The sequence below is a fragment of the Ligilactobacillus pabuli genome (assembly GCF_022836475.1).
GTDB lineage: Bacteria > Bacillota > Bacilli > Lactobacillales > Lactobacillaceae > Ligilactobacillus > Ligilactobacillus pabuli.
Window position 1 is genome coordinate 68,140 of record NZ_BQXH01000006.1, and the last position, 24,248, is coordinate 92,387.

Annotated in this window: 19 protein-coding genes; 9 read left to right on the plus strand and 10 right to left on the minus strand. The window is 40.6% G+C overall.

Annotated features, from left to right (window positions below; translation table 11 throughout):
* Window positions 1–124: 124 nt before the first annotated feature.
* Both LPAF129_RS04375 and LPAF129_RS04380 read left to right on the plus strand, forming a co-directional pair.
* Window positions 125–586: a GNAT family N-acetyltransferase gene (locus LPAF129_RS04375; protein WP_244054941.1), complete on the plus strand. Its 462-nt coding sequence runs from the start codon at window positions 125–127 to the stop codon at window positions 584–586.
* A 98-nt stretch (window positions 587–684) separates the two neighbouring features.
* Window positions 685–1,605 carry a YitT family protein gene (locus LPAF129_RS04380; RefSeq protein ID WP_244054942.1) on the plus strand — a complete coding sequence of 307 codons (921 nt, stop codon included), beginning with the start codon at window positions 685–687 and terminating at the stop codon, window positions 1,603–1,605.
* Between the two features lie 169 nt (window positions 1,606–1,774).
* Here LPAF129_RS04380 and LPAF129_RS04385 read toward each other — a convergent pair whose 3' ends face one another.
* Window positions 1,775–2,755: a YhdH/YhfP family quinone oxidoreductase gene (locus LPAF129_RS04385; RefSeq protein WP_244054943.1), complete on the minus strand. Its 981-nt coding sequence runs from the start codon at window positions 2,753–2,755 to the stop codon at window positions 1,775–1,777.
* A 201-nt stretch (window positions 2,756–2,956) separates the two neighbouring features.
* On the opposite strand from LPAF129_RS04385, the gene yaaA reads away from it, so the two are divergent.
* Window positions 2,957–3,700, plus strand: a complete 744-nt coding sequence (yaaA, locus tag LPAF129_RS04390; RefSeq protein ID WP_244054944.1) for a peroxide stress protein YaaA — start codon at window positions 2,957–2,959, stop codon at window positions 3,698–3,700.
* Between the two features lie 70 nt (window positions 3,701–3,770).
* Here yaaA and mgtA read toward each other — a convergent pair whose 3' ends face one another.
* From mgtA to LPAF129_RS04435, 9 genes are all read right to left on the minus strand, one after another.
* Window positions 3,771–6,416 (minus strand): magnesium-translocating P-type ATPase, encoded by a 2,646-nt coding sequence (gene mgtA / locus LPAF129_RS04395; protein ID WP_244054945.1) that lies wholly within the window; start codon window positions 6,414–6,416, stop codon window positions 3,771–3,773.
* Between the two features lie 396 nt (window positions 6,417–6,812).
* Complete coding sequence (locus tag LPAF129_RS04400; protein WP_244054946.1) at window positions 6,813–7,082, minus strand: type II toxin-antitoxin system RelE family toxin; 270 nt, start codon at window positions 7,080–7,082, stop codon at window positions 6,813–6,815.
* Window positions 7,082–7,333: a type II toxin-antitoxin system RelB family antitoxin gene (gene relB, locus LPAF129_RS04405; RefSeq protein WP_244054947.1), complete on the minus strand. Its 252-nt coding sequence runs from the start codon at window positions 7,331–7,333 to the stop codon at window positions 7,082–7,084. The genes LPAF129_RS04400 and relB overlap by 1 nt, the downstream gene beginning before the upstream one ends.
* 217 nt (window positions 7,334–7,550) lie before the next feature.
* Window positions 7,551–9,194 carry a peptide ABC transporter substrate-binding protein gene (locus LPAF129_RS04410; protein WP_244054948.1) on the minus strand — a complete coding sequence of 548 codons (1,644 nt, stop codon included), beginning with the start codon at window positions 9,192–9,194 and terminating at the stop codon, window positions 7,551–7,553.
* Window positions 9,195–9,709: 515 nt separating this feature from the next.
* A complete protein-coding gene (locus LPAF129_RS04415; protein ID WP_244054949.1) occupies window positions 9,710–11,353 on the minus strand; it encodes a peptide ABC transporter substrate-binding protein in 1,644 nt (547 codons plus the stop codon).
* A 419-nt stretch (window positions 11,354–11,772) separates the two neighbouring features.
* Window positions 11,773–12,909 carry a GGDEF domain-containing protein gene (locus LPAF129_RS04420; RefSeq protein ID WP_244054950.1) on the minus strand — a complete coding sequence of 379 codons (1,137 nt, stop codon included), beginning with the start codon at window positions 12,907–12,909 and terminating at the stop codon, window positions 11,773–11,775.
* Window positions 12,910–12,945: 36 nt separating this feature from the next.
* Complete coding sequence (locus LPAF129_RS04425; protein WP_244054951.1) at window positions 12,946–13,941, minus strand: GGDEF domain-containing protein; 996 nt, start codon at window positions 13,939–13,941, stop codon at window positions 12,946–12,948.
* A complete protein-coding gene (locus tag LPAF129_RS04430; protein WP_244054952.1) occupies window positions 13,883–14,074 on the minus strand; it encodes a hypothetical protein in 192 nt (63 codons plus the stop codon). The genes LPAF129_RS04425 and LPAF129_RS04430 overlap by 59 nt, the downstream gene beginning before the upstream one ends.
* A 33-nt stretch (window positions 14,075–14,107) precedes the next feature.
* On the minus strand, window positions 14,108–15,487 hold the full coding sequence (locus LPAF129_RS04435) for an FAD-dependent oxidoreductase (RefSeq protein ID WP_244054953.1): 1,380 nt from the start codon (window positions 15,485–15,487) through the stop codon (window positions 14,108–14,110).
* 190 nt (window positions 15,488–15,677) lie between these two features.
* Between LPAF129_RS04435 and LPAF129_RS04440 the strand changes: the two genes are divergently transcribed.
* From LPAF129_RS04440 to LPAF129_RS04465, 6 genes are all read left to right on the plus strand, one after another.
* Window positions 15,678–16,337, plus strand: a complete 660-nt coding sequence (locus LPAF129_RS04440; protein ID WP_244054954.1) for an EAL domain-containing protein — start codon at window positions 15,678–15,680, stop codon at window positions 16,335–16,337.
* 307 nt (window positions 16,338–16,644) lie between these two features.
* Complete coding sequence (locus LPAF129_RS04445) at window positions 16,645–17,784, plus strand: glycosyl hydrolase family 8 (RefSeq protein ID WP_244054955.1); 1,140 nt, start codon at window positions 16,645–16,647, stop codon at window positions 17,782–17,784.
* An 18-nt stretch (window positions 17,785–17,802) separates the two neighbouring features.
* Entirely contained in the window at window positions 17,803–19,293 is a 1,491-nt protein-coding gene (gene wsfD, locus LPAF129_RS04450) for a glycan biosynthesis hexose transferase WsfD (RefSeq protein ID WP_244054956.1), read from the plus strand.
* A 5-nt stretch (window positions 19,294–19,298) separates the two neighbouring features.
* The gene (locus LPAF129_RS04455) at window positions 19,299–20,888 is read left to right on the plus strand and encodes a hypothetical protein (protein ID WP_244054957.1); all 1,590 of its coding nucleotides are present in this window, start codon (window positions 19,299–19,301) and stop codon (window positions 20,886–20,888) included.
* 13 nt (window positions 20,889–20,901) lie between these two features.
* Window positions 20,902–22,152 carry a glycosyltransferase family 2 protein gene (locus LPAF129_RS04460; RefSeq protein ID WP_244054983.1) on the plus strand — a complete coding sequence of 417 codons (1,251 nt, stop codon included), beginning with the start codon at window positions 20,902–20,904 and terminating at the stop codon, window positions 22,150–22,152.
* Entirely contained in the window at window positions 22,079–24,247 is a 2,169-nt protein-coding gene (locus LPAF129_RS04465) for a cellulose biosynthesis cyclic di-GMP-binding regulatory protein BcsB (protein WP_244054958.1), read from the plus strand. The genes LPAF129_RS04460 and LPAF129_RS04465 overlap by 74 nt, the downstream gene beginning before the upstream one ends.
* The last annotated feature ends 1 nt before the right edge of the window (window position 24,248 follow it).

A 24,248-nucleotide genomic window follows, 5' to 3' on the forward strand; every position in this document is an offset into this window, starting at 1 on the left:
ATTTACAACTATTTATTTGAATTTATTTTTCTAAAGCATCGACAGTGACGTTTAGCTTGCAATCAAAAGCCGTGTTGTACTATGCTAAACTACATTAATTACTTCAATAAAGGAGCTTAAGTCCATGAACAATTTCACTCTTCACCTTGAATCGACTGCAGAGTTATCCGTTGACCGTCTCCTAGAAATTATGGCTGAACGAACCCGCGTCTTTGTAGTGGAACAAAACTGTCCTTACCAAGAAGTTGATCAAAAAGATCAAACGGCGCTCCACGTTTATTTGACGGACCATGACAAACTAGTCGCCTATTCTCGCATCATCTGGCATGATGACCAAGTTCATATTAGTTTTGGGCGAGTCTTAGTCGTGAAAAAATATCGGGGAAAACAACTAGGCCGGCAAATCGTCACTGCTGCTTTACAAGCCATTGATGACCGCTTCCCCCAAACAGATGTCAAAATCCAGGCCCAGGCTCACCTCCAAAAATTCTATGGATCATTTGGCTTCCAAGCAGTTTCGGACCCTTACTTAGAAGATGGCATCCCACACATTGATATGGTTTTGATTAAAAACAGAGCGGAGTGAAACGGGAGAAACACTCCCCAAAATGACGATTCTTTCCCTTTCATTTCTGAAATCTGCTAAAATTAACTTAGACATCTTTTTAGAAGGGACGTGAGCTTGTGGCAGAAAGAAACCCAGAGTCAGTCCGTGTACTTGACTTAGTCATGATTGCAGTGGGCTGTGCAGTTTTCGCATTTTCATTAGTATTCTTTAACATCGCCAACAACTTGGCCGATGGAGGTTTAAGTGGGGTAACTTTGATTTTAAAAGCGGTCTTTAAAATTGACCCAGCCTACACAACTTTACTATTAAACATTCCATTAATTTGGATGGGGTACCGTTATCTAGGCAGGCAGGCCTTAATTTACACAATTTACGGAACAGTCGTCTTGTCGATCACCCTCTGGATCTGGCAACGTGTACCGCTCACCATCAACCTGGACCATGACTTATTCCTAGCCTCAGTCGGTGCTGGGATCTGCGGTGGAATTGGCCAAGGGATCGTCTACCGTTTTGGTGGAACGACCGGCGGAACCGATATTATTGCGAAAATGTTTGAACGTTTCAAGGGCGTACCAATGGGGCAAACTTTGCTCTGGCTCGACGTGGTCATTTTAACTATCTCCTTGGTCTACGTTGATTTGCGCCACATGGCATATACCTTACTGTACTCGTACATTGCAACTCGTTTGATCAACTCTGCAATCGATGGTGCCTACGAAGCTCGCGGTAACTTGATCATTAGTTCAAAATACCATGAGATCTCCGAAATGATCATGGCTAAAATGGACCGCGGTGTAACTATCCTGAACGGCGAAGGTGCTTATTCTCACGATCCTCGTCCCACTCTTTATGTTGCGGTAGCCCCAAGTGAACTCCATGAACTGAAAGAAATTGTTTCTTCTGTTGACCCACAGGCCTTTATGACCTCCTTTAGCGTCAATGAAGCAGCCGGCGAGGGCTTCACTTACCGACGACCGAAATCCTACTTTGTAAAGAGTCGCGAAGAACGGAAAAAAAATAAAAATAAGGCAGAGTGAAACAAGAGAAAGTATTACTAGAGTCTAGTCTTCAATCCCAAAAGTACATTAAAGACTAGACTTGAATCAGCGTAATTTTCTGTTTAACGGTGCTCGATTAAAAATCCCAAATAAAAACTAGTTGTTAGGTTACTGCTGACTCAGCAAACCTGGCAACTAGTTTTTATTTTTAGCTGATTTTGACGATCGTCCGGCCAAGATGCTGGCCCGCCTGTAATTTTTGTAAAACGTCCTTGACCCCGGTCAGAGTGACTTCATCAACCACAAGCTGATCTGCCACCCGCCACTGCGTCGCTAATTTTTGCCAAATTGCAGCTTTTTGGGATAAAGGCTGGGCCACAGAATCAACCCCTAACAGAGAAACTCCCCGCAAAATAAAGGGCAGTACGGAAGTTTGCAACTCGTTACCGCCCACATTACCGCAGACACTCATTGCCCCATCGCTCTTTAACATCGCTAATAAAGCAGCAGTTACATCGCCGCCCACCGTGTCCAAAACATAATCAAAGGTCTGGTGTTTCAGCGGACGTCCAACTTTTAATGTCGCAGCATCTAAGACCGTTGTTGCTCCCAGGCCCTGTGCAACTTGAACCTGTTGCGGTTTTCGAACCAAAGCCGTTAAGTTCTGATAACCCAAATTTGCTAGGATCTTAGTTGCAATACTGCCAACTCCCCCGGTTGCGCCAGTCACTAACACTTGATCTGTCGGCTGCATTCCCGCTTGCAATAAGGCATTCACTGACAAACCAGCTGTTAAACCAGCTGTACCATAGATCATCGCATCTTTCGTAGATAATCCAGCCGGCAGTTTTAAAACCCACTCGGCTGGGAGTTTAGCATATTGGGCCAGCCCGCCATCGTGTCTAACACCTAAACCATACCCGGTACTCAAAACTTGGTCGCCTGGTTGAAAATCAGGAACCGTTGAAGAAACAACTGTCCCGGCCAAATCAATTCCTGGGATCAGCGGATAATTGCGAATTACGCCGCCGTGCGGTTGAAAAGCCAACATATCCTTGTAATTTAACGATGAATATTCAACTTGAATTAAGACATCACCCTCGCCTAAATCTTCTAGCTGCAAGTCGGTCAATTCTCCGACGACCTCTTCGTCTTCTTTTCGCACAACATACGCACTAAATTTTTGCATCAAGCAGACTCCTTTATTCAAATATTTTGGTGCTCTCTAGTGATTAATTATAGCATAGAAAACGGTCTCATTAGCTGACAGTCAACTATTCATTACTTTTTCAAACCACATATTTTGTCCTCTAAATTAATGTTACAGTAAACAGGAGCAATAACTGACCAACTTTAAAAATCATTATCAAATTAGAAAGGAACATGATCGATGCGCATTATTATTTCACCCGCTAAAAAAATGGTCGTGGACCAAGATAGTTTTTCACCTAGCGGTCAACCATGCCACCTCAACCAAGCCGCAGAAATCTTGCAGACCCTAAAACAACTGTCTTACGATCAGGCACAAAAATTATGGAAAACCAGCGACAAATTGACCCGAACGAGTTACGAACAATTACAATTGCTGGACTTGACTCGCCCACTGTCACCGGCAATCTTTAGCTATTCTGGGATCCAATACCAGTACATGGCACCCGACGTTTTAAGTCAGGCTGCCCTGGAACATCTCCAAGAAACTGTTCGGATCTTGTCTGGTCTTTATGGGATCGTCCGTCCATTTGACGGCATCGTACCTTATCGTTTGGAGATGGGTGCCCGTCTACAAGTAAACGGCGCCAAAAACCTTTACGCTTTTTGGGGCGACCGTTTATATCGCGCCCTATGCGGCCACGGACCAATCGTTAACTTAGCGTCAAATGAATACTCTAAGACCATCGCACCCTACCTACAACCTGCTGATCAAATGGTCGACGTAGTTTTTGCGCATGTTTTAGACGGCAAACTCAAGACTCGCGCCACCCCCGCTAAAATAGCACGTGGGGAGATGGTCCGTTTCATCGCCGAAAATCAGCTCACAACTATTGAAGAGCTAACTCATTTTCAGTCGCCAACTTATACTTATGACCCACGACGGTCAACTAATAATCGTTTAGTTTTCGTCCATGAATCCTAAAAAAACTGTCACCCCAGCACTCAATTCGCAGTGGATGCGAAAAAAATTGCTGGAGCAGACAGTTTTTTATTTAAAACCATTCACCGTAACGTTTGATATACACTCGTTTGCAAAAACTGACCGCGAGACAATATCCCGCTAATAACGCTGCTAGCCACGGCCAAAAGTTCAGCGGCAGTTTTTGCATATCAATGCCTTGTGCTAACCCGCTAAAGCCCACGACTACAGCTAAAAGCATAATTCCTAGTGATGAGGCCATTAACGGTGCTGCTGGCCGGCTTTGAATAAACGGGACCTGAGAAGTTCGGATCATATAGATGATCAAAACCTGGGAAACAGTCCCAAAAACGAACCAGCCACACTGAAATAGTGCTGCTTTTTCCACCGAATTGGCACCCATGACCCACCACATCACCGCAAAACACAGCAGGTCAAAAATCGAACTAACTGGTCCTAAAAACCACATAAAACTTTTGATCGAGCGAGTTTCCCAGCGACGCGGCTGTTGCAGGTAAGTTTCGTCCACATCATCAAACGGCAGACCCAACTGTGCAAAATCACACAGTAAATTTTGGGTCAACAATTGGACTGGTAATAAGGGAATGAACGGTAAACATAGGCTGGCAATGATCACCGAGATCACGTTTCCAAAGTTCCCACTGGTGGCCATTTTGAGGTATTTGATAATATTACCAAAAATTTTGCGCCCTTCAACGACCCCTTTTTCCAATACCAGCAAGTCTTTTTTCAGTAACACGATATCGGCAGTTTCTTTGGCAATATCGACCGCCGTATCCACTGAGATCCCGACGTCAGCTTGCCGTAAAGCCGGTGCGTCATTGATGCCGTCACCCAAAAAGCCGGTCGTGTGACCTTGTGCTTGAAAAGTTTCTACCACGCGCACTTTTTGTGTTGGCGATAATTTGGCAAAGATCGTACAGTCAGTCACTGCTTGTGTCAGTTGCTGGTCATCCATCTGATCCAACTGTGGTCCAGTCAAAACTTGTTCATTTGCTAGGCCAACTTTTCCCCCAACCGTGCTGGCCACGCCATCACTGTCACCCGTCAAAACGACTGTGCGTACCCCGTGTTTTTTCAAGGCCTGAATGGCTGCTTGAGCCGTATCCTTCGGTGGATCTAAGAAGCCGACAAATCCCAACAAAACCATATCTTGTTCATCAGCCACGCTAAAATGATGAATATCAGGCACATCATTTTTTCTGGCAACGCCCAGGATCCGCAAACCTTGAGCACTGTACTTCTCATAGGTTTGCAAAGCAATTTGCTTAGTTTCTGCGTTCAATGGTACCACTTTACCTGCCACTTCTAGTTTAGTCGAAATTTCTAGCATTTCTTCGACGGCACCCTTCGTAACTAACTGCCGGCGACCGTTGTTATCCTGTAAGACAACACTCATTCGTCGGCGAGAAAAATCGAAAGGAATCTCATCAATGCGCTGATATTCTGCCTGAATAGCTGACACATCAAGTTCCGTGGCATGGTTAATAATTGCAAGATCAATTAAATTCTTCAAGCCTGTCTGAAAGGCACTATTTAAGAACGCATAACGTAAAACGCGCTGGTCTGTCTTGCCCTGAATGTCCAGATATTTTTCCAGAGCCACTGTATCTTCGGTCAGAGTCCCAGTCTTATCCGTACATAAAACGTCCATTTCACCAAAAGTTTGGATCGCCCCTAAAGTCCGGACGACAGTTTGGTGTTTGGACAAGGAAAGGGCCCCCTTTGCCAGGGTCGACGTCATAATGACCGGCAACATTTCCGGAGTTAACCCCACCGCAACACTGATCGCAAACAGTAACGAACTAAGCCAGTCCCCCTTAGTCACTCCATTGATCACAAACACCACGGGTACCATCACTAACATTAGCCGGATCAGTAACCGACTGACAGACTCCACTCCATTTTCAAAACTAGTCTTCGACCGATCTCCCGACATACTTTCAGCCATCGCGCCAAAATAAGTTTCATTGCCCGTCAGCAAGACAACCGCCGTCGCGCTGCCGCTGACCATATTCGCACCCATCAAGCCAATATTAGGCAGATCTGGTAAAACATCCTCCGTCTGGTCGACATTTCCCGCAATTTTTTCTACTGGTTCAGATTCACCAGTTAAAGCCGCCTGCGCAATAAAGGTATCTTGAGTCGTTAAAAAGCGCAGGTCTGCCGGAATTAAGTCACCCGCTGCCAAACGTAAGACATCTCCCGCCACGAGTTGTTCGGTCGGTAGGGTCACGACTTTTCCATCACGGTAAACATCCGCCTGGTTCGAAATTTTTTGTGTCAGTTGTTCCACAGCTTGGGTCGCCTTTTGTTGCTGCACAAAAGAAAGGGTACTTGATAAAGCGACCAAGACCAAAATGATGATCACCGTCACATAATCCGGTTGAGTAGTTGCCAGTACATCAGTGAAGTAAGTCAACGCTGCAATCACCAATAAAATACTGTTAAATGGCGCAAAAACCGCTGTTAACAACCGGTGCCAGCTGCTTTCGTGGTCGGCCGTCGTAATTTCATTTGGGCCCTGTTTTGCCAATCTAGTCTGACTTTCTGTCGCTGTTAAGCCAGTTGTTTGGGTGGACCACTTTTCCAACAACTTTTCTTCTGGTAACAGAGCTGCCTGACGTAAGCGGACCTCCGCGTCATGGCGCTGGCGTTCCTGCTGCTGCCGCTTTTTAAGTTGGCTCACTAACTTCATCGCTCTCGCCTCCAATTTTTCATTTCGGCAATCGTTTCCATTACTTTAATTTCAGCTCTCATTCAAATTGTATCATGCTTCCGACTAGTCTAAAAAGAAAGGGACTTTTAGCATACTTTAAAGACAAAAACGACCACTCACTAACAGTATTTCAACTGTCTGTGAATGGTCGATTGAAAGTACCATGATATAAGTAAAGCCGGTTTATCAAAAAATCCCAAAACTTGTTTTTTCAAACTCATGATAGAGTGTATTTGCAATAAAAATTTAGACTAGCATTATTACACAAAAAACCTTACCTATTCATTTAGTAAGGTTCTTTGTGTAATTAGATATAATGACGAATAGCTTGTGGATTCATCGTTCTTGTCTTTCTCTTCCAACCTGCCTTCGATTCTATTTATTTTTATACACATCATTTCTTTTAGCAGTTTTCAGCACTAAAACAACAAACTCATTATCAACAATATCAACAATCATTCGAAAAGCACCTACTCGATAACGCCATAAAGTTTTCTTGTCTCCTTCAAGCGCTTTACCCCACTGTCTTGGATTTTCAGTTCCTTCAATGTGATCATCTAGCCATTTAACTATTCTTTTTTGGACAATGCGGTCCAATTTTTTAAATTCTTTAAAAGCTTTTTTATCAAATTTCCAAGTATACATTAGGCAGAAAGAACCTCTCTTAGAACATCTTCGCGAGAGACACGTTCGTTATTTTCCTCCAGAATTTTCATTCCATCTTCATAATCTTGAATATCTTCAATTTGTTCTAAAACAGCTTTGCGCATAAAGGCAGAGACACTTAATCCTTCGAAAGCGGCCAATTTTTGCACTTCTTTGTATTGATCTTCTGGCATACGAATTGTTGTTGTAGTCATAATTAAACGCCCTTCTTTCTTTTCTAATAACTTCATTATATCATATCCGAATACACATGTATTCTATTTGATAAAAAGATAATAAAACGACCATTCACCAGCAGTATTCCAACTGTCTGTGAATGGTCGTTTTTAGTCGAGCTACTTCACCCAGAAGACTGTGCTTAACCTGCTTTCAGTCACAATGCTAAAAACGCATTCTGCCTGGAAGCCTGTTAATGCTCATCTTCTAACCAGGTGACTCCGCTCTGTGTTAATCTTTATAAGCGTACTTGTAATTCCACTGTGTTCCGGCAGTATTGTGAATAATGCCCTTCACATTTGATTTTTGCAAGTAAGCTGTCACTTGTTGATAAACAGGTGTCATACCTTGGTCAGTGTTCAAGATCCGGGTTGCTTTGACTAAATCTGCCCAACGTTTGTTAACATCATTGGCATCTTCATCTTGCGCCCGTTTAACTAAAGCATCAAATTCTTCATTTGCGTATTTTCCTTGGTTATATGAAGTATTACTCATCGCTGTTTGTAAGAAGGTGATCGGGTCACTAAAGTCGCCGCCCCAACCTGACAAATAGATATCAAAATCGCCATCTTCGGCCCGTTGTGTTGCAGAGTGGCCAGGGATATCGTTGATGTCAATTTGTAAGCCAGGCAAGATCTTGTGGAACCGTGATTGCATGTATTCAGCGATTACTTTACTGTTGGCACTATCATTGCTGGCTAACAGAGTTAACTTCAATCCCTTTTCATCGATTTCTTTCAAACCTTGTTTCCAGTATTTCTGTGCTAATTTAGTATTCTTATCGACGGTATTCTTCACGTATTGCTGATCCGCAAAATCTTCGCCAGTTTTTGGATCTTTTGCTAGGTTAGAAGCCACGTAACCTTTAGGAGTTTCAGAGCCATCACCCAAGATCTTCTTGGTCAAAATATCGCGGTCGATTGCAAGTGACATTGCCAAACGGATATTACGATTGTTCATCGCTTTCTTATTCGTAGCGTTTTTATCAGCAAAGTTATACTTCAAATAGGTCACTAAAGAATAAGGATATTGTTTGAACTCTTTATTATTCTTGAAGTTCTTAACTTGTTGACTAGTTAATGGAGTCAAATCAAGCTTGCCTTTTTCATATAATTCTTGGCCAGTCGTTGGGTTAGAAACAACGGTGTAGTTGATTTTGTCTAACTTCACTGCCTTTTTATCCCAATAGTTGTTGTTTTTAACATACTGCCACTTGTTACCAGTCCCACTCCAGTTTGCTAACTTGAACGGACCAGAGTAAACCATGTACTGTGACTTAGTAGCGTACTTCTTACCATATTTGTTAACGACTTTTTCATTTTGCGGTCCAAATAATGGGTAAGATAACAAGACTTTAAAGTAAGCGATTGGCTTATCTAACTTGATCACAATAGTTTGCTTATCTGGTGCTGAGATTCCGATTGTATCAGGTTTAGCCTTACCAGCCACGATATCATCGGCGTTTTCTACTCCACTAAACAAGTATGAATATGGTGACTTAGTAGCTGGATCTAAAGTCCGGCGCCAAGAATAAACAAAATCTTGAGCAGTGATCTCATCACCATTACTCCACTTAGCTGGACGGAGCTTGAAAGTCCAAGTTAAGCCGTCAGCAGAAGTCGAACTGCTCTTAGCTAATCCCGGTGTAACTTTGCCGTCTTTACCTAAACGATAAAAACTTTCAAAGACGTTCCCCGTTGAACCATAACCAGTTAATTTTGACAAGTCGATTGCATCCATTGGTGCCTCAGCACTCAAATTCAGTTCTTGTTTATTATCTGTTTGTTTCTGTGAATCATTTTTACCACAGGCTGCCAGCACCACCACTAGCAACGCCGCAAAAACTGTTAACAGTAACTTATGTATCTTTTTCATCGTAAATTCCCCCACTTCTTTTTACCAAAATTTCTAACAACGATCCTCTACCATTGCTGCACAACCAGTTGCATTCCGTAAAGCGCCTTCACTCAACCACAAAAAAAGACGCAGAGCATTCTTTTACAGAATTTCCGCGTCTGGGCTTTGTCCATCACTCACTTGCTGAGTCTAGACTCATCATTGCAACAATCGCAAAAGTCTACACTTAACAGGCCGAACATCGCTTCAGACGCGACGGACAGCAACAGCATAACTTTGCATTAATAACTTGTTTAGTCACAATGATAACCTCCTGTGTGTTAGTTAACTTCAATATAAGGAATCGCAGTAATAAAGTCAAGCAAAATCTATTAATTCTAGCCCAATTCCACTTTTAACTTTTTTAGCATGAAAAAAGCGTCAGTCAACAGTTCCTTAACCATTGGCCAACGCTTCTTATTATTTGTTACTTAGTCGAGCTGCTTGAGGCAAGAGATTCTGCTTATCTCTTAACCGCCTCACTCCGCTCTGTATTAGTCTTTATATGCGTACTTATAGTTCCACTGTGTTCCGGCAGTATTGTGGATAATACCTTTGATATTGCTCTTTTGCAGGTATGCTGTGACCTGTTGATAAACTGGCGTTACGCCTTGTTCAGCATTGACGATCTTAGCTGCTTTAACCATATCATCCCAACGTTTGTCTGGATTATTAGCATCTTCATCCTGAGCACGCGCTACCAAACTATCATATTCTTGATTGTTAAACTTACCGCGGTTATACGAAGTATCACTCAACATAATTTGTAAGAAGGTTACCGGGTCATTAAAATCGCCGCCCCAACCTGACAGATACATGTCAAAGTCACCATCGGCCGCCTTTTGCGCTGCACTATGACCAGGGATATCTGTAATTTCTAGCTGCAAGCCTGGCAAAATCTTGTGGTAACGTGACTGGAGGTATTCAGAAATAATCTTCGTGTTAGCCGCATCATTATTTGACAATAAGGTCATCTTCAACCCTTTTTGCCCAATTTCCTTTAACCCTTGTTTCCAGTACTTCTGTGCCAATTTCACGTTAGTACCCACTGTATTTTCAACATACTGCTCGTCCGCAAAATCTTCTCCCGTTTTAGGATTATTGACTAAATCGGCGGGAACAAAGCCTTTTGGTGTTTGCGAACCATCACCCAAAATTTTCTTGGTCAAAGCATCCCGGTCAATTGCAAGTGACATCGCAAACCGAATGTTTTTGTTGTTCATTGCTTTATTGATCACTGGATCCTTGGCTTCAAAATTATACTTAATATAGGTCACATATGAGTATGGATACTGCTTAAATTCTTTATCGTTCTTAAAGTTCTTGACCTGTTGATTTGTCAGTGGTGTTAAATCCAATTTGCCAGCTTGATATAATTCTTGGCCAGTTGTTGGATTAGCTACTACAGTGTAGTTAATTTTATGCAGCTTAACTACTTTTTTATCCCAGTAGTTATCATTTTTAACATACTGCCATTTGTTGCCAGTCCCTGTCCAGTTCGTAATTTTGAACGGGCCAGAATAAACCATGTACTGTGACTTAGTTGCGTATTTCTTACCATACTTCTTAACTACTTTTTCGTTTTGCGGCCCAAACAATGGATAAGCCATCAAATTCTTAAAGTAAGAAATTGGTTTTTCTAATTGAACAACGACCGTTTCTTTGTCAGGAGCTGAAATGCCGACACTCTTAGGATCTGCTTGACTAGCCGCAATTTTATCAGCGTTTTTTACCCCGCTGAACATGTATGAATATGAGGCCTTGGTTGCTGGATCAAGTGTCCGGCGCCAAGAATACACGAAATCTTGCGCGGTGATCGGGTCACCGTTACTCCATTTGGCAGGACGCAACTTAAAGGTCCAAGTTAATCCATCAGCAGAAACCTTGCCGCTTTTCGCTAATCCTGGAGTGACTTTACCATTTTTACCTAGGCGATAAAAACTTTCAAAGGCATTCCCAGTTGAACCATAACCTGTCATCTTCGAAATATCGATCGTATCCATTGGTGCTTCTGTACTCAAATTTAAAGTTTGTTGATCTTCGCCAGTTTCCTTAGCACTACTTTTACCACAAGCTGCTAAAACGACCATTAGTAACGCTGCAAAAATCGTTAATAAGTATTTTTGTTTCTTTTTCATGTTAAAAGTTCCCCCTTGGTTTTTGTTGGAAGCTAAACGGTTTGCTTCGCTCTGTTTTTTGACAATGACCCCTATCATTGTTGCTAATTCAGCCGCAAATTCAATTATTGACCCAAGTAAGCGTCTACAAACTGGGTACAAAAAAAGACGCGTGCAATTCTTTAGCAGAATCTACGCGTCTGAGCTTTGTCCATGACTTACTGTTTAAGGATGGACTTTATCATTGCAACAATCATAAAAGTCAACACTTAACAGGCCGAACATCGCTTCAGACGCGATGAACAGCAACAACATAATTTAGCATTAACAGTTTGAATGTTCACAATGATAACCTCCCGTAATTTGTTAGGTCTAATATAAACATAAAAGAAAACTAAGTCAAGCAAAACCTACTTTCATTTTGTAAGTTTCACTAATACCTACTGTGCTTCAACCGCTCCTGCTGGCCCCATGACTTGGTTTCTACCGCCATTTTTAGCCTGATATAACAGACTATCAACTCGCCGATATAAAGTCGTGGTATTATCCTCCGGCCGCAAAATATCACAGCCAAATGAAGCAGTTAAATGCAAGCTGCCTTGGTCGGTCGGAACTACTAGTTTGCACAAACTATCGTGACACATCTGCGCAAAATCCTGTGTTTCTTCTAGGCTGACATTGCGTAAAAAGATCCCGAATTCCTCACCGCCCAAACGATAAACCATCGCCCGCTCATCAAAGACAAAAACATGCTGCATCAAGTCTCCCGCAACGTATTTCAGGACCTGATTTCCTGCCAAATGCCCGTAAGTATCATTGATCAATTTAAAGTGGTCAATATCTAGCATAATAAAAGCAAATGACTCTTTCTTTTCCTGGGCCTGCTTGAGTCCCACCGCAAATTCATTAACAAACGACCGGTAATTTTTAGTCGCCGTCATTTCATCAAAGCGGGCATTATGCTCGTTTGATAGTGCTGTTTTCCGAAAGTTATCGTCAAAAACCAGCCCCCAAAATAAAATCAAAGTTAATGATAAGTATAAGCCTAGACTATAAATTAGCTGATCAGTATTAATCAAGCCCAACCAAGATTTAACGAACCACAAACACACACCGCCGCTTAAAGCTGCTAACAGTCTTAAAAACGGTCTCATTTTTCGACTAAAGTAGGAACCTGCCGTTAAGAACAATGCACTGCCGTAAAATGCTAGCGCCCACGACCAGTATTCCGTACCAAATAACCAGAGTTCTCCCAACAATGCCAAGACTAAAGTCACTGCGGCATACCAGTAAGTTCCCCGATGATGAGAATAGTACAAAAAGAAAACTAGGATCAGTAATTGTAAATTATCGTAGGTCAACAACTTGGGAATATTGAGCCTGATCACGAGAAACGCCGTAAAGACGACGAAAAAATAGGCGAGCGTATACGCTTCAACTAGGTCAATTTTTAACCCTTTAAATTTAGCCGGCAAAAAGACTTCAGCAATAATATATTCGGTGACTCGATAAGTTGTCATAATGCCGACCCCGAAAAAGAGCCCGAGGATAAATTCTACTAAAAAGTTAGTTACCATTTGCTTCGCCTTCCCTCTTCTCTAACAATTACTGCTTTAATTTTTGACACTAACATCGCAGGAACCAACCGCTATATCCCGGCCCTGTTTTTTGGCTTGATATAGCAATTTATCAACCCGTTGGAAAAAATGCATGGACGTTTCTTGTTCCCGCAGTTTCGAGTAGCCAAGCGAAATCGTGACATGGACTTGATTGGGTTGGCTTGCATGTAAGTTGCCCACCATTTCATGACAAAGTTCGGCGAATTGACTAACTTCTTGGCAGTCTTGTTCTCGGACCAACAAAGCAAATTCTTCGCCGCCCAGCCGATAAACATTCTCTGTTGGAGTCAGCGTTTGTGCCTGTTTTTTGAGAGTTGCCGTAACTTCTTTCAAGATTTCATTACCCATCAAATGGCCATAGGTATCATTCACGTTTTTGAAATGGTCAATATCAACCATGATCAATCCCAAAGTTTGCCCGTGAGCATGATATGATTGGACACCTTGATCCAGTTCCTTCACAAAGGCCCGGTAATTTTTAGTTGCCGTCATTTCATCAAAGAAAGCATCGTGTTTGTTACGCGCCGTCATTTCCTGGTGCTTTTCATTAGCATATAATAGCCAAAAAATAATCGAGGCTAAAACCACGTAACCACTCGCCGCAAAAATCAGCCTTTGACTGGCAACTAGTCCTAACATTGAACGGGTCGCCCAAAAAATCAGCCCACCCGCTAAGAACGCTGACCAGCGTAGTAAAGGTCCACGTTTTTCGGTCAAATAGCTTAATAACAGCAGTAACAAAGTACTCAAATAAAAAATTGGGATCAAGCGTAAATTTACCCGTGGTACTACTCCAAAAGTCAGTATCGTAATGACACCGGAGGTCAAAGCCGCTAAAAAGTTCATTTTGCGGTCACTAGAGATCATCGCAAACATCACAATCAACAACAACAGTGTATTGTCAAAACTAAATTCGACAACACCAGTGACTTTAATCGCTAAAATTAAAATATAGACAACCGTAAAATAAAATAGCACAAAATACTGCATTAGCCGTGCTGCTTTCACTGGTGTTGTTTTTTTGGTTAAGCCACTCTTTAACCAGACTTGCAATTACCATGTAAGTCGTTGCCAAGCCCGTTTCAAAAATCAAACCAAAAATTAGCCTAATTGCAAATCTCATTGTGACACCTCCGTTCTCCTATCACTACTAACCTTAATTCAAATTAATTTGAGGCTGATCTCTGCCATAACTTCTTTCAACTGTGACTGCTCTTTGAGCCACAAAGTTCAGAAAGTTTAGCGGCATCCCATTACCTTGTTCGTACAAAATATCTGCTTGGGCCAGATCATCGATCGTATTTCCATTTTGCATCATCACTGCCACGATACTAGCGAATTGTGACACATTTTGGTTACACGTAATTTGAACCCCTAAAATTTTCCGACTTGAAATATCATAGGTTAAGTGCACGACCACGTGTGAATTAATTTCTCCATACTCTTGGATCCAAGGGCCCTCATAAGAAACTAAATTGGCCTGATAATCCCATTCTCGTGCCTTTTCCAAGGTTAACCCAGCTTGGGCAAACCATTCATCAAAAACCTGCAACCCGCTCGTACTTTGCAAAGGAACGAAGCGATAATGCTGCCCTAAAACATTGTGTGCCGCTACGAAAGCCTGGCGCATTGCGCGCGTGGCTAAACGGGTCGCCAATGTTTTTTTGGCACTGTTTTTATCGATCACACTTGCACAATCCCCAATTGCATAGACATCCGGCTCAGTTGTTTCTAAATACTCATTGACCGTGATCGAGCCATCCAATTGAGTTTTGAGCTCGTTCTTCACAAAAGTTGTGCTAGGAACAAAGCCAAACGCTAACAAGACCAAGTCTGCGGTAAAATCGCATTGATTAGTTTTTAAAATTAATGAGCCGTCAGCTTGCTGCTGAAACTCTTCGACCGCCGTTCGGTTATGGACCCCAATTCCATTCTGACTAAGTTGTTTTTGTAACCACAGCGAGAGTTTGTTTCCCACGTAATGGGTCGCGAACTGGTCATTGTGCTCAAAAATTTGCACATCTTTTTGTAATTTATGAGCGGCTAAAGCAAACTCGATGCCCGAACGTCCTGCACCAATAATTGCAATTTTGTGACTAGCTAAAATCTTTTTCTGCAGCACTTCAACTTGCCGAAAACTGCGTGCTACCAGGACATTTTCACTTTCAACTCCAGGAATAATTGGCAAACGATTCGTTGCCCCACTCGCAATGATCAATTTGTCATAGTTGGTCGTAAAAGTGTGGCTTCGATTTTTATCAACAATCGTGATTTGATGAAGTTTGGTACTCAAACCGATCACACTATGTGCTTGAAAAATTTTAACTTTTCTGCTATTTTTGATACTTGTTTCATCAAAATGCAGGTCTGTTAAACGGTCAACATCCCCACGGACATAGGCCGAAATATCTTCAGCTGCAAACGATGAAACAAGATTTCGGTCATAAATTTCGATTTCATTTTCTGGCGCGATCCTTAGCAGTTCATCGGCTGCCATCATGCCCGCATGTGAACCACCAATAATAACAATTTTCATAGACATTCCCCTTAAACTTCTAATTGATAAGTTTAATTATTTACTTCCAAGTTAGATTTTCTAATAGTTTTTAGTAGTACTTTACCTACCAAAAATTATATAATAGTCTCTGGTATGATTCAGTTGCTATTACATAATAATACTCTTACAACAACAGCATAGCCAAATTTTAAATAATCGGAGGCTCGCCATGTATCGCTACTTTATCCAACCAATTATCAATAAATTTTCCGGTTCCGTACTCGGCTACGAACTTTTGATTAGGAAACTAATTGATGGGCAATGGCAATTGCCGCAAAGTTTCTCTGCCATTCCGCAAGAAGTGCAAACTAACTTGCTAGTGACCATTGCGCAAAAACTCTCGCGTAAAATCAGTTTTGTGTCTTTCAACGTGAATTGGGCGCAATTTTTAAGTCCTGAATTCAGTCAACTTTTAATCGAGACCCAACAAAAGATCTCACCCGTGACTTTAGTCTTAGAAATCATTAAAGAACCTGTTCAAACTAACTTTTCCACGACTGAAATCATCCAACAGATGAACTACTTTAACCAACATGGCGTCCTGATCGCACTGGATGATGTTGATACGGGGTGCAATCTCTACCCAGAAGTTCAGGCATTTTTACCCTATGTCTTTGAAATTAAGTTTCCCTGTCAAAATTTCCGCCAGGCAGGTCGTCAGACAGAAATCAAAACTGCCTTGCAAAAATGGCAGCAAATCGCTGCTAACAACAATTTAAATCTCATAGTGGAAGGCGTTGAAACTTCTGCCGACGATCAGTTGTTAGACGAATTAGCAATTTCTTACCGCCAAGGCTACTATTATGGTAAGCCGCGCCTCTTTCAATAATCGTTTATATTATGACCAGAATTATTTTCTGGTCTTTTTTGATGCTTAGCCAAATTACTTTGGTGCTCGAAAAAGATTTTCACTAGTTTAGACCAAAAACTCTCAAAGCTCAAGCATTATTTTAAAGTTATTGCATGATTCGCAATAACTATTACCTCAACTTAATAAGGTCTTTTAAATTGGTCTAGTTTCCAAAACAAGTTTTTTATTATTCTGCTTGTATTTGAACACCTTTGTTAGTATAATACTTTTCGATTATATAGCTTATGTTACGGGGTTCAGCGAACTTTCAAGAGGAAACGTATAGGTGATTAAAGTGAAATTAAAAAATTGGTGGCTGTTATTGTTGCTGCTAGTTACATTATTGAGCGGGTGTCAAAAAAAAGCTGTTGCTAAAACACCTGCTGCAGCACCGCATGGCTTTACTAGCACAACAAATTATGCAACAAAAGACAGCTCTCAAAATAGCCTACGTTTAAGTAATTTTGTACGTCATAACTTATTAACCAAAAAAGGAATCTATACCAATTATTTAGATACCAATAAACGTCAACCCGACGCAGCGACAGGACATGAAATGTTAAGTGAATCTTCTGGTCTATGGTTGCAATACTTAGCAAGCAGTCATCAATGGGGACAGTTTCGACAATTTTATCAGCAAACTAAGCAGACTTTCTTAAAAAAAGGATTATTTATGTATCGATATGATCCTCAGAAAAATAAGCTTTTTAAAGTCAATGCAACCCTAGATGATTTACGGATCATCCGCGCCTTATTAACTTACGACGAAGCTAAACATACTGATCATTATCGTCAAGAAGCAACCGAACGGTACCAAGCACTACTCAATACCGCTCTGCGAGATGGACAATTAGTCGATTTTTATGATGTCGGTTCTCACCAAGGAGCCAATACGGCGAGTTTAGCATATTTTGACATGCAGACTCTGAAATATTTCGAAAACACAACTAAAAAAAGCCAACACGATTACCAACGACAAATGACGGTACTAAAAGGCGGGTATTTAGGCGACGCTTTCCCACTGTATGCTAACAGCTATCAGTGGTCTAGTAGTAAATATAGCGATGACGATTTAAATACTTCTGAAGCCTTGGAAACTTTATTGCATTTAGCAGAAATTGGCCAACTCAAGGCCACCAGTCGAGATTGGCTGGTCCAACGCATTCAAAAAAGAGACTTAGCAAATGGTTATAGTGTAATTGGAAGAGTCAGTTCTGATGGAGAATCTGCAGCTAATTATGCTTTAGCAGCAATGATTTTTGCAGAACTTCATGATCAAGAAAATTATTCGTTAGCTATGAAAAGTGTTTGGCGTTTACAAATCAATCAGCCGCATTCTCTTCTGAACGGTGGTATTGGTGATAACAAAACGCAAAAAATTTATTCGTATAATAATTTGACTGCTTTGAATGCTAGTCAACGTTAGTAATGATGAGGTAAAAATGTGAAACAAGTAAAACAACGATTAAGTAGTGCGGCTAGCTACTTTCAAAGGATAGTTCCGCCACCACTGTTTGCAACATTAATTTGCGCAGCTCTAGCGGCCTTTGTCCTTTTTGTATCACCAATCAATGGTCTAGCAGACAACGGTGATTTTTACCGTGCTCTATACAGTAACGGTATCTATAAATTGTCTGAAGCAAATTACAGCTATTTAGATTTTGTCACGCAAAAATTTGGTTTAATGAAATACTTTAACGAGTACAGTTCAGTGAACTTTTCTTCTCAACCGCTCTTTGTTAAACTGGCTGTCTTATTGAACAAACTATTTTACAGTCAGACTATTTTTGATATTCGTTTTATGGGATTAGTTAATTACGTATTATACCTAGGTGGGATTTATCTTTTAACTGACGCTTTAACCTATCCCACAAAAAAATGGCATAATTACCTGATTGCATTATTAGTCGTCTTTATCATGGGAGATTCCTCATTTACTCTGTACTTTAATTCATTCTTTGCAGAGCCGCAGATGTTAGCCCTCACTCTCTACTCATTTTCGTCGATCCTTCTGATTGCTAGAAAGCGCTACCGCCATAATTGGCCACTCTTCCTTCTATTTATTGTAAGTACTGTCCTTTTAATTGCGAATAAATCTCAGAATGCTCCCTTAGCTTTAAGCTTTATCGTAGTTGCAACAGGATTATTTTTCTTACCACAGTTAAAAAAAGTGAAGAAAATCTATCTTTCTGCTGGGCTAGCACTACTCTTACTAACCGGCGGATTAACTTATACTCTAATTGGGAAGGAGTTTGTTGACATTAACTCCTACCAAACATTTTCACACGGAGTCTTGTTGCAAACAGAAGATCCTAGTAAAGAGCTTGCGAAAAATGGGATCGACGAACAATATGCTTTAATGCAGGAACAAGATTATTACCCCAAACAATTTGCAACCATTCAAGCTTCAGGCAAATATGTAAAAAAGAACCTGATTTCTAAACTAGGTTTTGTCTGGGTCATTAAATATTATGCAACTCATTTAAAACAATTTGGCAGATTATTGGACGTAGCCGCCGGAGATACCATGTTAACGCAAGTCAAAGCAGTCGGTGATTATACTAAAGATTCAGGAGCACGACCGAAAAAGCAACTTAAATTTTTTACTGGTTATAGTCAGCTGATGGGTGCTTTTTTCCCACAAAAATTTGCTTTTAACTGTTTATTGGCAGTGGTATTTCTAACCATCTATCTAATTGGCTTTTTAAATGATCTCCAAAAAAATCAATTTGAAGGTGCACTACGGTTTTTCTTAGTGGCAGGATTTTTAACGATTTTCATCTTCGTTCCCATTATTTCAATCATTGGCGATGGAGACGCTGATTTAGCCAAGCATCTTTTTATGGTCCCAGTAAGTTTGGATTTGATTTTTTTATTGTTTATTTCGGATATATTCAACCATCGCTTATGGCATAGCGATCGTGAAGGAGATTGATCGATATGCATAACTCTAAGCACCTTGGGCGGCTGCTGATTTTAAGCATCACTATGCTCAGCCTGTTTTTGTTTCCAATAGTTGCTCATGCCGAGCAAACTACCAGTAATCGTGTCTTACTGGTATACGATTCACAAAATAAGGCCCACCAGCAAGAAACTAAAATTGCAGCTATTCAAAGAATTTTAACTAGCCTCCAAATTAACGTTAAAACAGAAACTGCTGTCGAGTATCATGCGGGCCAACTGTCACATTATCAGGGAGTCATTACTCTCATTAACTGGCAGCAAATGAAACTGACTAACACGTCCTTTTTACGTGACCGGCAAAATTTTACTGGTCCTCAGTTACATGTCGGACCTAATTTAACCAGTGAGGAAACAGCTGGATTGCAAGCAACCCCGCAAAAGATCTATCAACAACAGCTGCTTCTCACTGGTGAAAATGACAAATTACAACAACTACTACCTTTTCAACAATCACTGACAGTTTTAACTAATTTACCCGCAAATGCGCAAGTGATTGGCCATTTAAAGGCGCAGTCGAGTGTTTTACGACAGTATCCATATGGAACAATTGTAGGTAATCACGGCTATTTGCCTGACTTTAATACTGGCGGTTATAGTTTAATGCTCGCAACTAGAACAATTGCTAAATTATTTGCCAACCAGAAAGGAAATTCAACATACCAGCCCTTATTAACAATTACCAAGGTAACTCCCTATTCAAACATGGAATTATTAGACCAGTTAAGCCAATGGTTGTATAGCAAAGGTCTTCCATTTGCTATCAGTACTACCACGGTAGAGGGTAAAAGTAATTTCCATGCTTTTCAACGTTTCACCAAAGTGTTACGACACGTGGAAAATCGTGGTGGAGTTATTTTCTTAAAAACCCCCGTTGTCGGTGGTGTAATGTCTAGCAGCGGTCCCGAATTAAATAGTCTGATGGATAGTTATATTATTCAGTCTGCGCAAAATCAGGTTTTTCCAGTTGGCATTAGCGCTCCAGCCTATTGGAATCAAGACCAAGTTTACCGTGAGAATGCTTTAACAAAAGCTGACCAATCATTGTTGTTGCCTAACCCCACTACTGTCAAATATGCGCACCAAGACAACCAGTCAATGACCTTTAAAAATTCATTTTACGGAGTCAGTGCAGCATCATTTAATACATCCGATAGTGGACAACCATTAAGTTTAGCAGCTCCATCGTTTGCAATTCCCACAGCTTTAACCTTTACAATGCCTAACAGTCAAACTAGTTTAACCGATTTAAAACGTCGCATTGAACAAATGAACTATCACTGGCTTGATCCAGCGGCTCAAATGACACCGACTATGATCAACAGCGGGACTGCCACGATCAGTTATCGAGCAGGCACTTACTTTTTAAACGGTCGTGCGCAAGAAATTAAAGAACAACACCAGCAAGCTCAAACTTTAAAAGCTGTCAAGCCAAGAGAACTGTGGGTCAACCGCTTTTTTAAGGCTCAGGGGACCGTTTTAATGTTCTTTTTTGTAATTGCTTTTATTATTTTTGGTTTATTGATTTTTGTTGGACGACGAATTTACGTCAAGATGTTCAAACGTTAAAGGAGGGATCGATATTACAGTTTTAGACTATTTTCTTTTTGCAGCTATACTTTCTATCTGGGGAATTTTAATTGTTAACCTAATTTTGACTGTTGCTGGCTACATTAATTATCTGCAAAAATCGCGACAACCTGCACCAGAATTACCAGCAGATCCTCCATTCGTATCGATCATGGTTCCTGCCCATAATGAAGGTGTTGTGATCGTTAAAACTTTACAATCGCTCTTGAACTTTGATTACCCCAAAGAACGATATGAAATCATTATTATCAACGACAATTCCGATGACAATTCAGCTGAATTATTGGCTGAAATGCAAAAAGTATACCCACATCGGAATTTGACCGTGATCAATACCGACCAAACTAATGGTGGACGAGGTAAATCTAACGCACTTAATATTGGTCTGAAACAAGCCCGTGGTTCTTTAATTTCGATTTACGATGCGGATAATACGCCACAGCGCAGTGCTTTACGTTATTTAGTCGCAGAATTAATGAACGATGACAAAAAAGCTGCAGTGATTGGAAAATTTAGAACTAGAAATAAAGACGCCTCGTTGCTAACTCGCTTTATCAACATTGAAACTTTATCATTTCAATGGATGGCACAAGCTGGGCGGGAAAAGTTATTTAAATTATGCACGATCCCGGGAACAAATTATGTCATCAGACGAAATATTTTAGAAGAATTAGGCGGTTGGGATGTTAAAGCCTTAGCAGAAGATACTGAAATTAGCTTTCGAGTTTACCAAATGGGCTATCGTATCGCCTTTCAGCCCTTAGCGGTCACTTGGGAACAAGAGCCGCAAACTTTAGACGTTTGGTTTCACCAACGAACACGCTGGGTCAAAGGCAATATCTATGTGATCTTAAAAAATGCTCGGCTATTATTTACAAAAGCCGGCCGTAAAATTCGGTTTGATTTGTTGTATTTCTTATCAATTTATTTTCTGTTGATGACGTCGTTGATCTTATCAGACGTTATGTTTGTACTATCAGTAGCAGGCTATGTTCATTCTGACCTAGTTGGCTTTAGCAATACTCTCTGGGTCTTAGCTATCCTAGCTTTCGTCATTAGTACTTTTATAACTATCACAACCGAAAAAGGTGAAATGAATTTTAAAAATTTAATGTTAATTATCTGTATGTATGTTGTTTATAGTCAAATGTGGTTAGCAGTGGCAACAAATGGAATGGTGGGATATGTTCGTGAACAAATTTTTCATAAACAAGCAAAATGGTACAAAACAAAACGGTATTAATCAGGGACTATTTGTTAAATTAGCCCTAGTATTATTAGTCAGCATATTAAGCAGCTTAAGTCTTCGCCCAAGTGTCAGTCATGCGGCTGAGACACCAGCAGCTAATTCTAATGAGTTAAAAACTTATACAGTCCCCTTTCAAAATCCAACAACAACTTTGTCTGGTGATTCAGTTGAAGCCAACATGTATTTTATTAAAATGGGTTACTGGGATGTCAAAAAGTTAACAATTAATTTTAACTTTCAAATTTCTCAATTGGCAAATACGGAAACCTCAGACATTACTCTATCTTTAAACGGAACAAAGTTCTATTCATTCCGTCCAGAAAATAGAACTGGTCTCCAGACTAAAACAGTTGAGGTTCCTTTAAAACTATTACAAGGTCAAAATCAGTTAAAAATAAGCGGACAGATCCTGAATAAAACTGACCAACAAAATTACCAAGTTCAGCAAACACCAGCAAATTGGTTAACGATTTACCAAGATGCGAACGCTAATTTTGAATATCAATTACAGGAACCAACCAATGCGATCAACTCTTTTAACGCTCACTTCTCGGGTACAGATACCATTAGCACGGAAAACTCGGCAATTGTTTTGCCTAAGCAGGCAACCAACGCTGAGCTAACAGCCGGAATGTACGCTTTGGCTGGAGAATCCCGTACAATTGCAGCCGGAGACAGTCTGCTGCCGTTAACAACTCCTAAGAGTGCAGCTGCAAAGAATGCAGAATATCAATTAGTCATTGGAACATATGCCCACTTAGCGCCTGAGTTCCAAAAACAATTGAACAAAACTCGTTTGAATAAAAACGCAGTTATTCAGACCTATTCACATGACAATCAGCATTATTTAATTGTCAGTTCTTTAAAAAATAAGTTATTGCAAAAAGCCAGTCGTTTCATCGCTAATCAAGAGTTGATGCAACAAACTAGTGCCAGCACTAAATATATCAATGAAAATACTCAAACATTTACCTCTGAGCTAAGTACTGGCAGCAGTACTCAACTGACTACACAGGATGATTATTTGACGGGTGCTAAACATCAATCACGGACTTATTTTGTTAGTTTGCCAGTTGACCGAACCAATGCTGACGGCTCTGAGATCCGGGTTCATTTTCGTTACGCTAAGAATCTCGATTTTAAACGTTCTCTAGCAACAGTCTATGTCAACGATACTCCTTTGGGCAGCAAGCGTTTGTCAGCTGCAAAAGCTGATCATGATGAACTAACAGTTAAGTTACCTAAAGGACAGGCTTTGGGCCATAGTTTTACAGTACGAGTTGCTTTTGACTTAGAAACTAGTCAACAAAATGGTGCAGATAATGCTCAAACTCCTTGGGCTCTTGTCCTAGCTAATTCACAGGCAGAAATTCATTCAAGGCCGGTCGATAGCTTATTATTGTCGAATTACCCTTATCTCTTCTTAAAGGATTCGACCTTTAATCAAATTGCCGTCGTTCGTCCCGAAAAATTAACTGCTTACGATTACCAAACTTTGACTAACATCTTTAACTTAATTGGGAATTACGCACAAAGCAATGGTGGCCAAATTAAATTTTATAGTCATCAGCCTAGTCAATCAGTTCTGAAAAATAGTAACGTTATTGCCTTTGGAACACCTCAACAAAATAAATTAATCAAAAAGCTAAACTCAAAATTGTATTTTCAATTTGATAAACAACAACACGGCTTTTTGTCTAATGAAAAAATGAGTATTGAGAAACAGTATGGTCAAAACATCGGAACTGTTCAACTATTACGTTCTCCTTATAATAATCAAGCAGGATTATTGGTCGTCACCGCTGCTAAAGCACGTGATGTTTACCTGGCATCCACGCAGATCAATGCTCAGAAAAATATTTCTCAATATCAAGGCGATACAATTGTTGTTGACCAAGATAATAATCACTATGGCTACCGCTTTAAGAAACATCAGTCACTAAATAAGAAAGCAGCTTTTAAAACAACTGTTCAAAAGAATTCTAAACTACTACTCTATTTAGGCAGTGCAATAGTGGCTATTATCATTATCCTGGGTGCACTACTGCTAGCCTTACGCAAAAACGGACTACTGGAAAGGAAGAAATAAC

Coding starts and splice junctions, on each gene's coding strand:
- LPAF129_RS04375 (WP_244054941.1), top strand. CDS start 125: ATGAACAATTTCACTCTTCACCTTGAATCGACTGCAGAGTTATCCGTT.
- LPAF129_RS04385 (WP_244054943.1), bottom strand. CDS start 2,755: ATGCAAAAATTTAGTGCGTATGTTGTGCGAAAAGAAGACGAAGAGGTC.
- yaaA (WP_244054944.1), top strand. CDS start 2,957: ATGCGCATTATTATTTCACCCGCTAAAAAAATGGTCGTGGACCAAGAT.
- mgtA (WP_244054945.1), bottom strand. CDS start 6,416: ATGAAGTTAGTGAGCCAACTTAAAAAGCGGCAGCAGCAGGAACGCCAG.
- LPAF129_RS04400 (WP_244054946.1), bottom strand. CDS start 7,082: ATGTATACTTGGAAATTTGATAAAAAAGCTTTTAAAGAATTTAAAAAA.
- relB (WP_244054947.1), bottom strand. CDS start 7,333: ATGAAGTTATTAGAAAAGAAAGAAGGGCGTTTAATTATGACTACAACA.
- LPAF129_RS04410 (WP_244054948.1), bottom strand. CDS start 9,194: ATGAAAAAGATACATAAGTTACTGTTAACAGTTTTTGCGGCGTTGCTA.
- LPAF129_RS04415 (WP_244054949.1), bottom strand. CDS start 11,353: ATGAAAAAGAAACAAAAATACTTATTAACGATTTTTGCAGCGTTACTA.
- LPAF129_RS04420 (WP_244054950.1), bottom strand. CDS start 12,909: ATGGTAACTAACTTTTTAGTAGAATTTATCCTCGGGCTCTTTTTCGGG.
- LPAF129_RS04425 (WP_244054951.1), bottom strand. CDS start 13,941: ATGCAGTATTTTGTGCTATTTTATTTTACGGTTGTCTATATTTTAATT.
- LPAF129_RS04430 (WP_244054952.1), bottom strand. CDS start 14,074: ATGAGATTTGCAATTAGGCTAATTTTTGGTTTGATTTTTGAAACGGGC.
- LPAF129_RS04435 (WP_244054953.1), bottom strand. CDS start 15,487: ATGAAAATTGTTATTATTGGTGGTTCACATGCGGGCATGATGGCAGCC.
- LPAF129_RS04440 (WP_244054954.1), top strand. CDS start 15,678: ATGTATCGCTACTTTATCCAACCAATTATCAATAAATTTTCCGGTTCC.
- LPAF129_RS04455 (WP_244054957.1), top strand. CDS start 19,299: ATGCATAACTCTAAGCACCTTGGGCGGCTGCTGATTTTAAGCATCACT.
- LPAF129_RS04465 (WP_244054958.1), top strand. CDS start 22,079: ATGGAATGGTGGGATATGTTCGTGAACAAATTTTTCATAAACAAGCAA.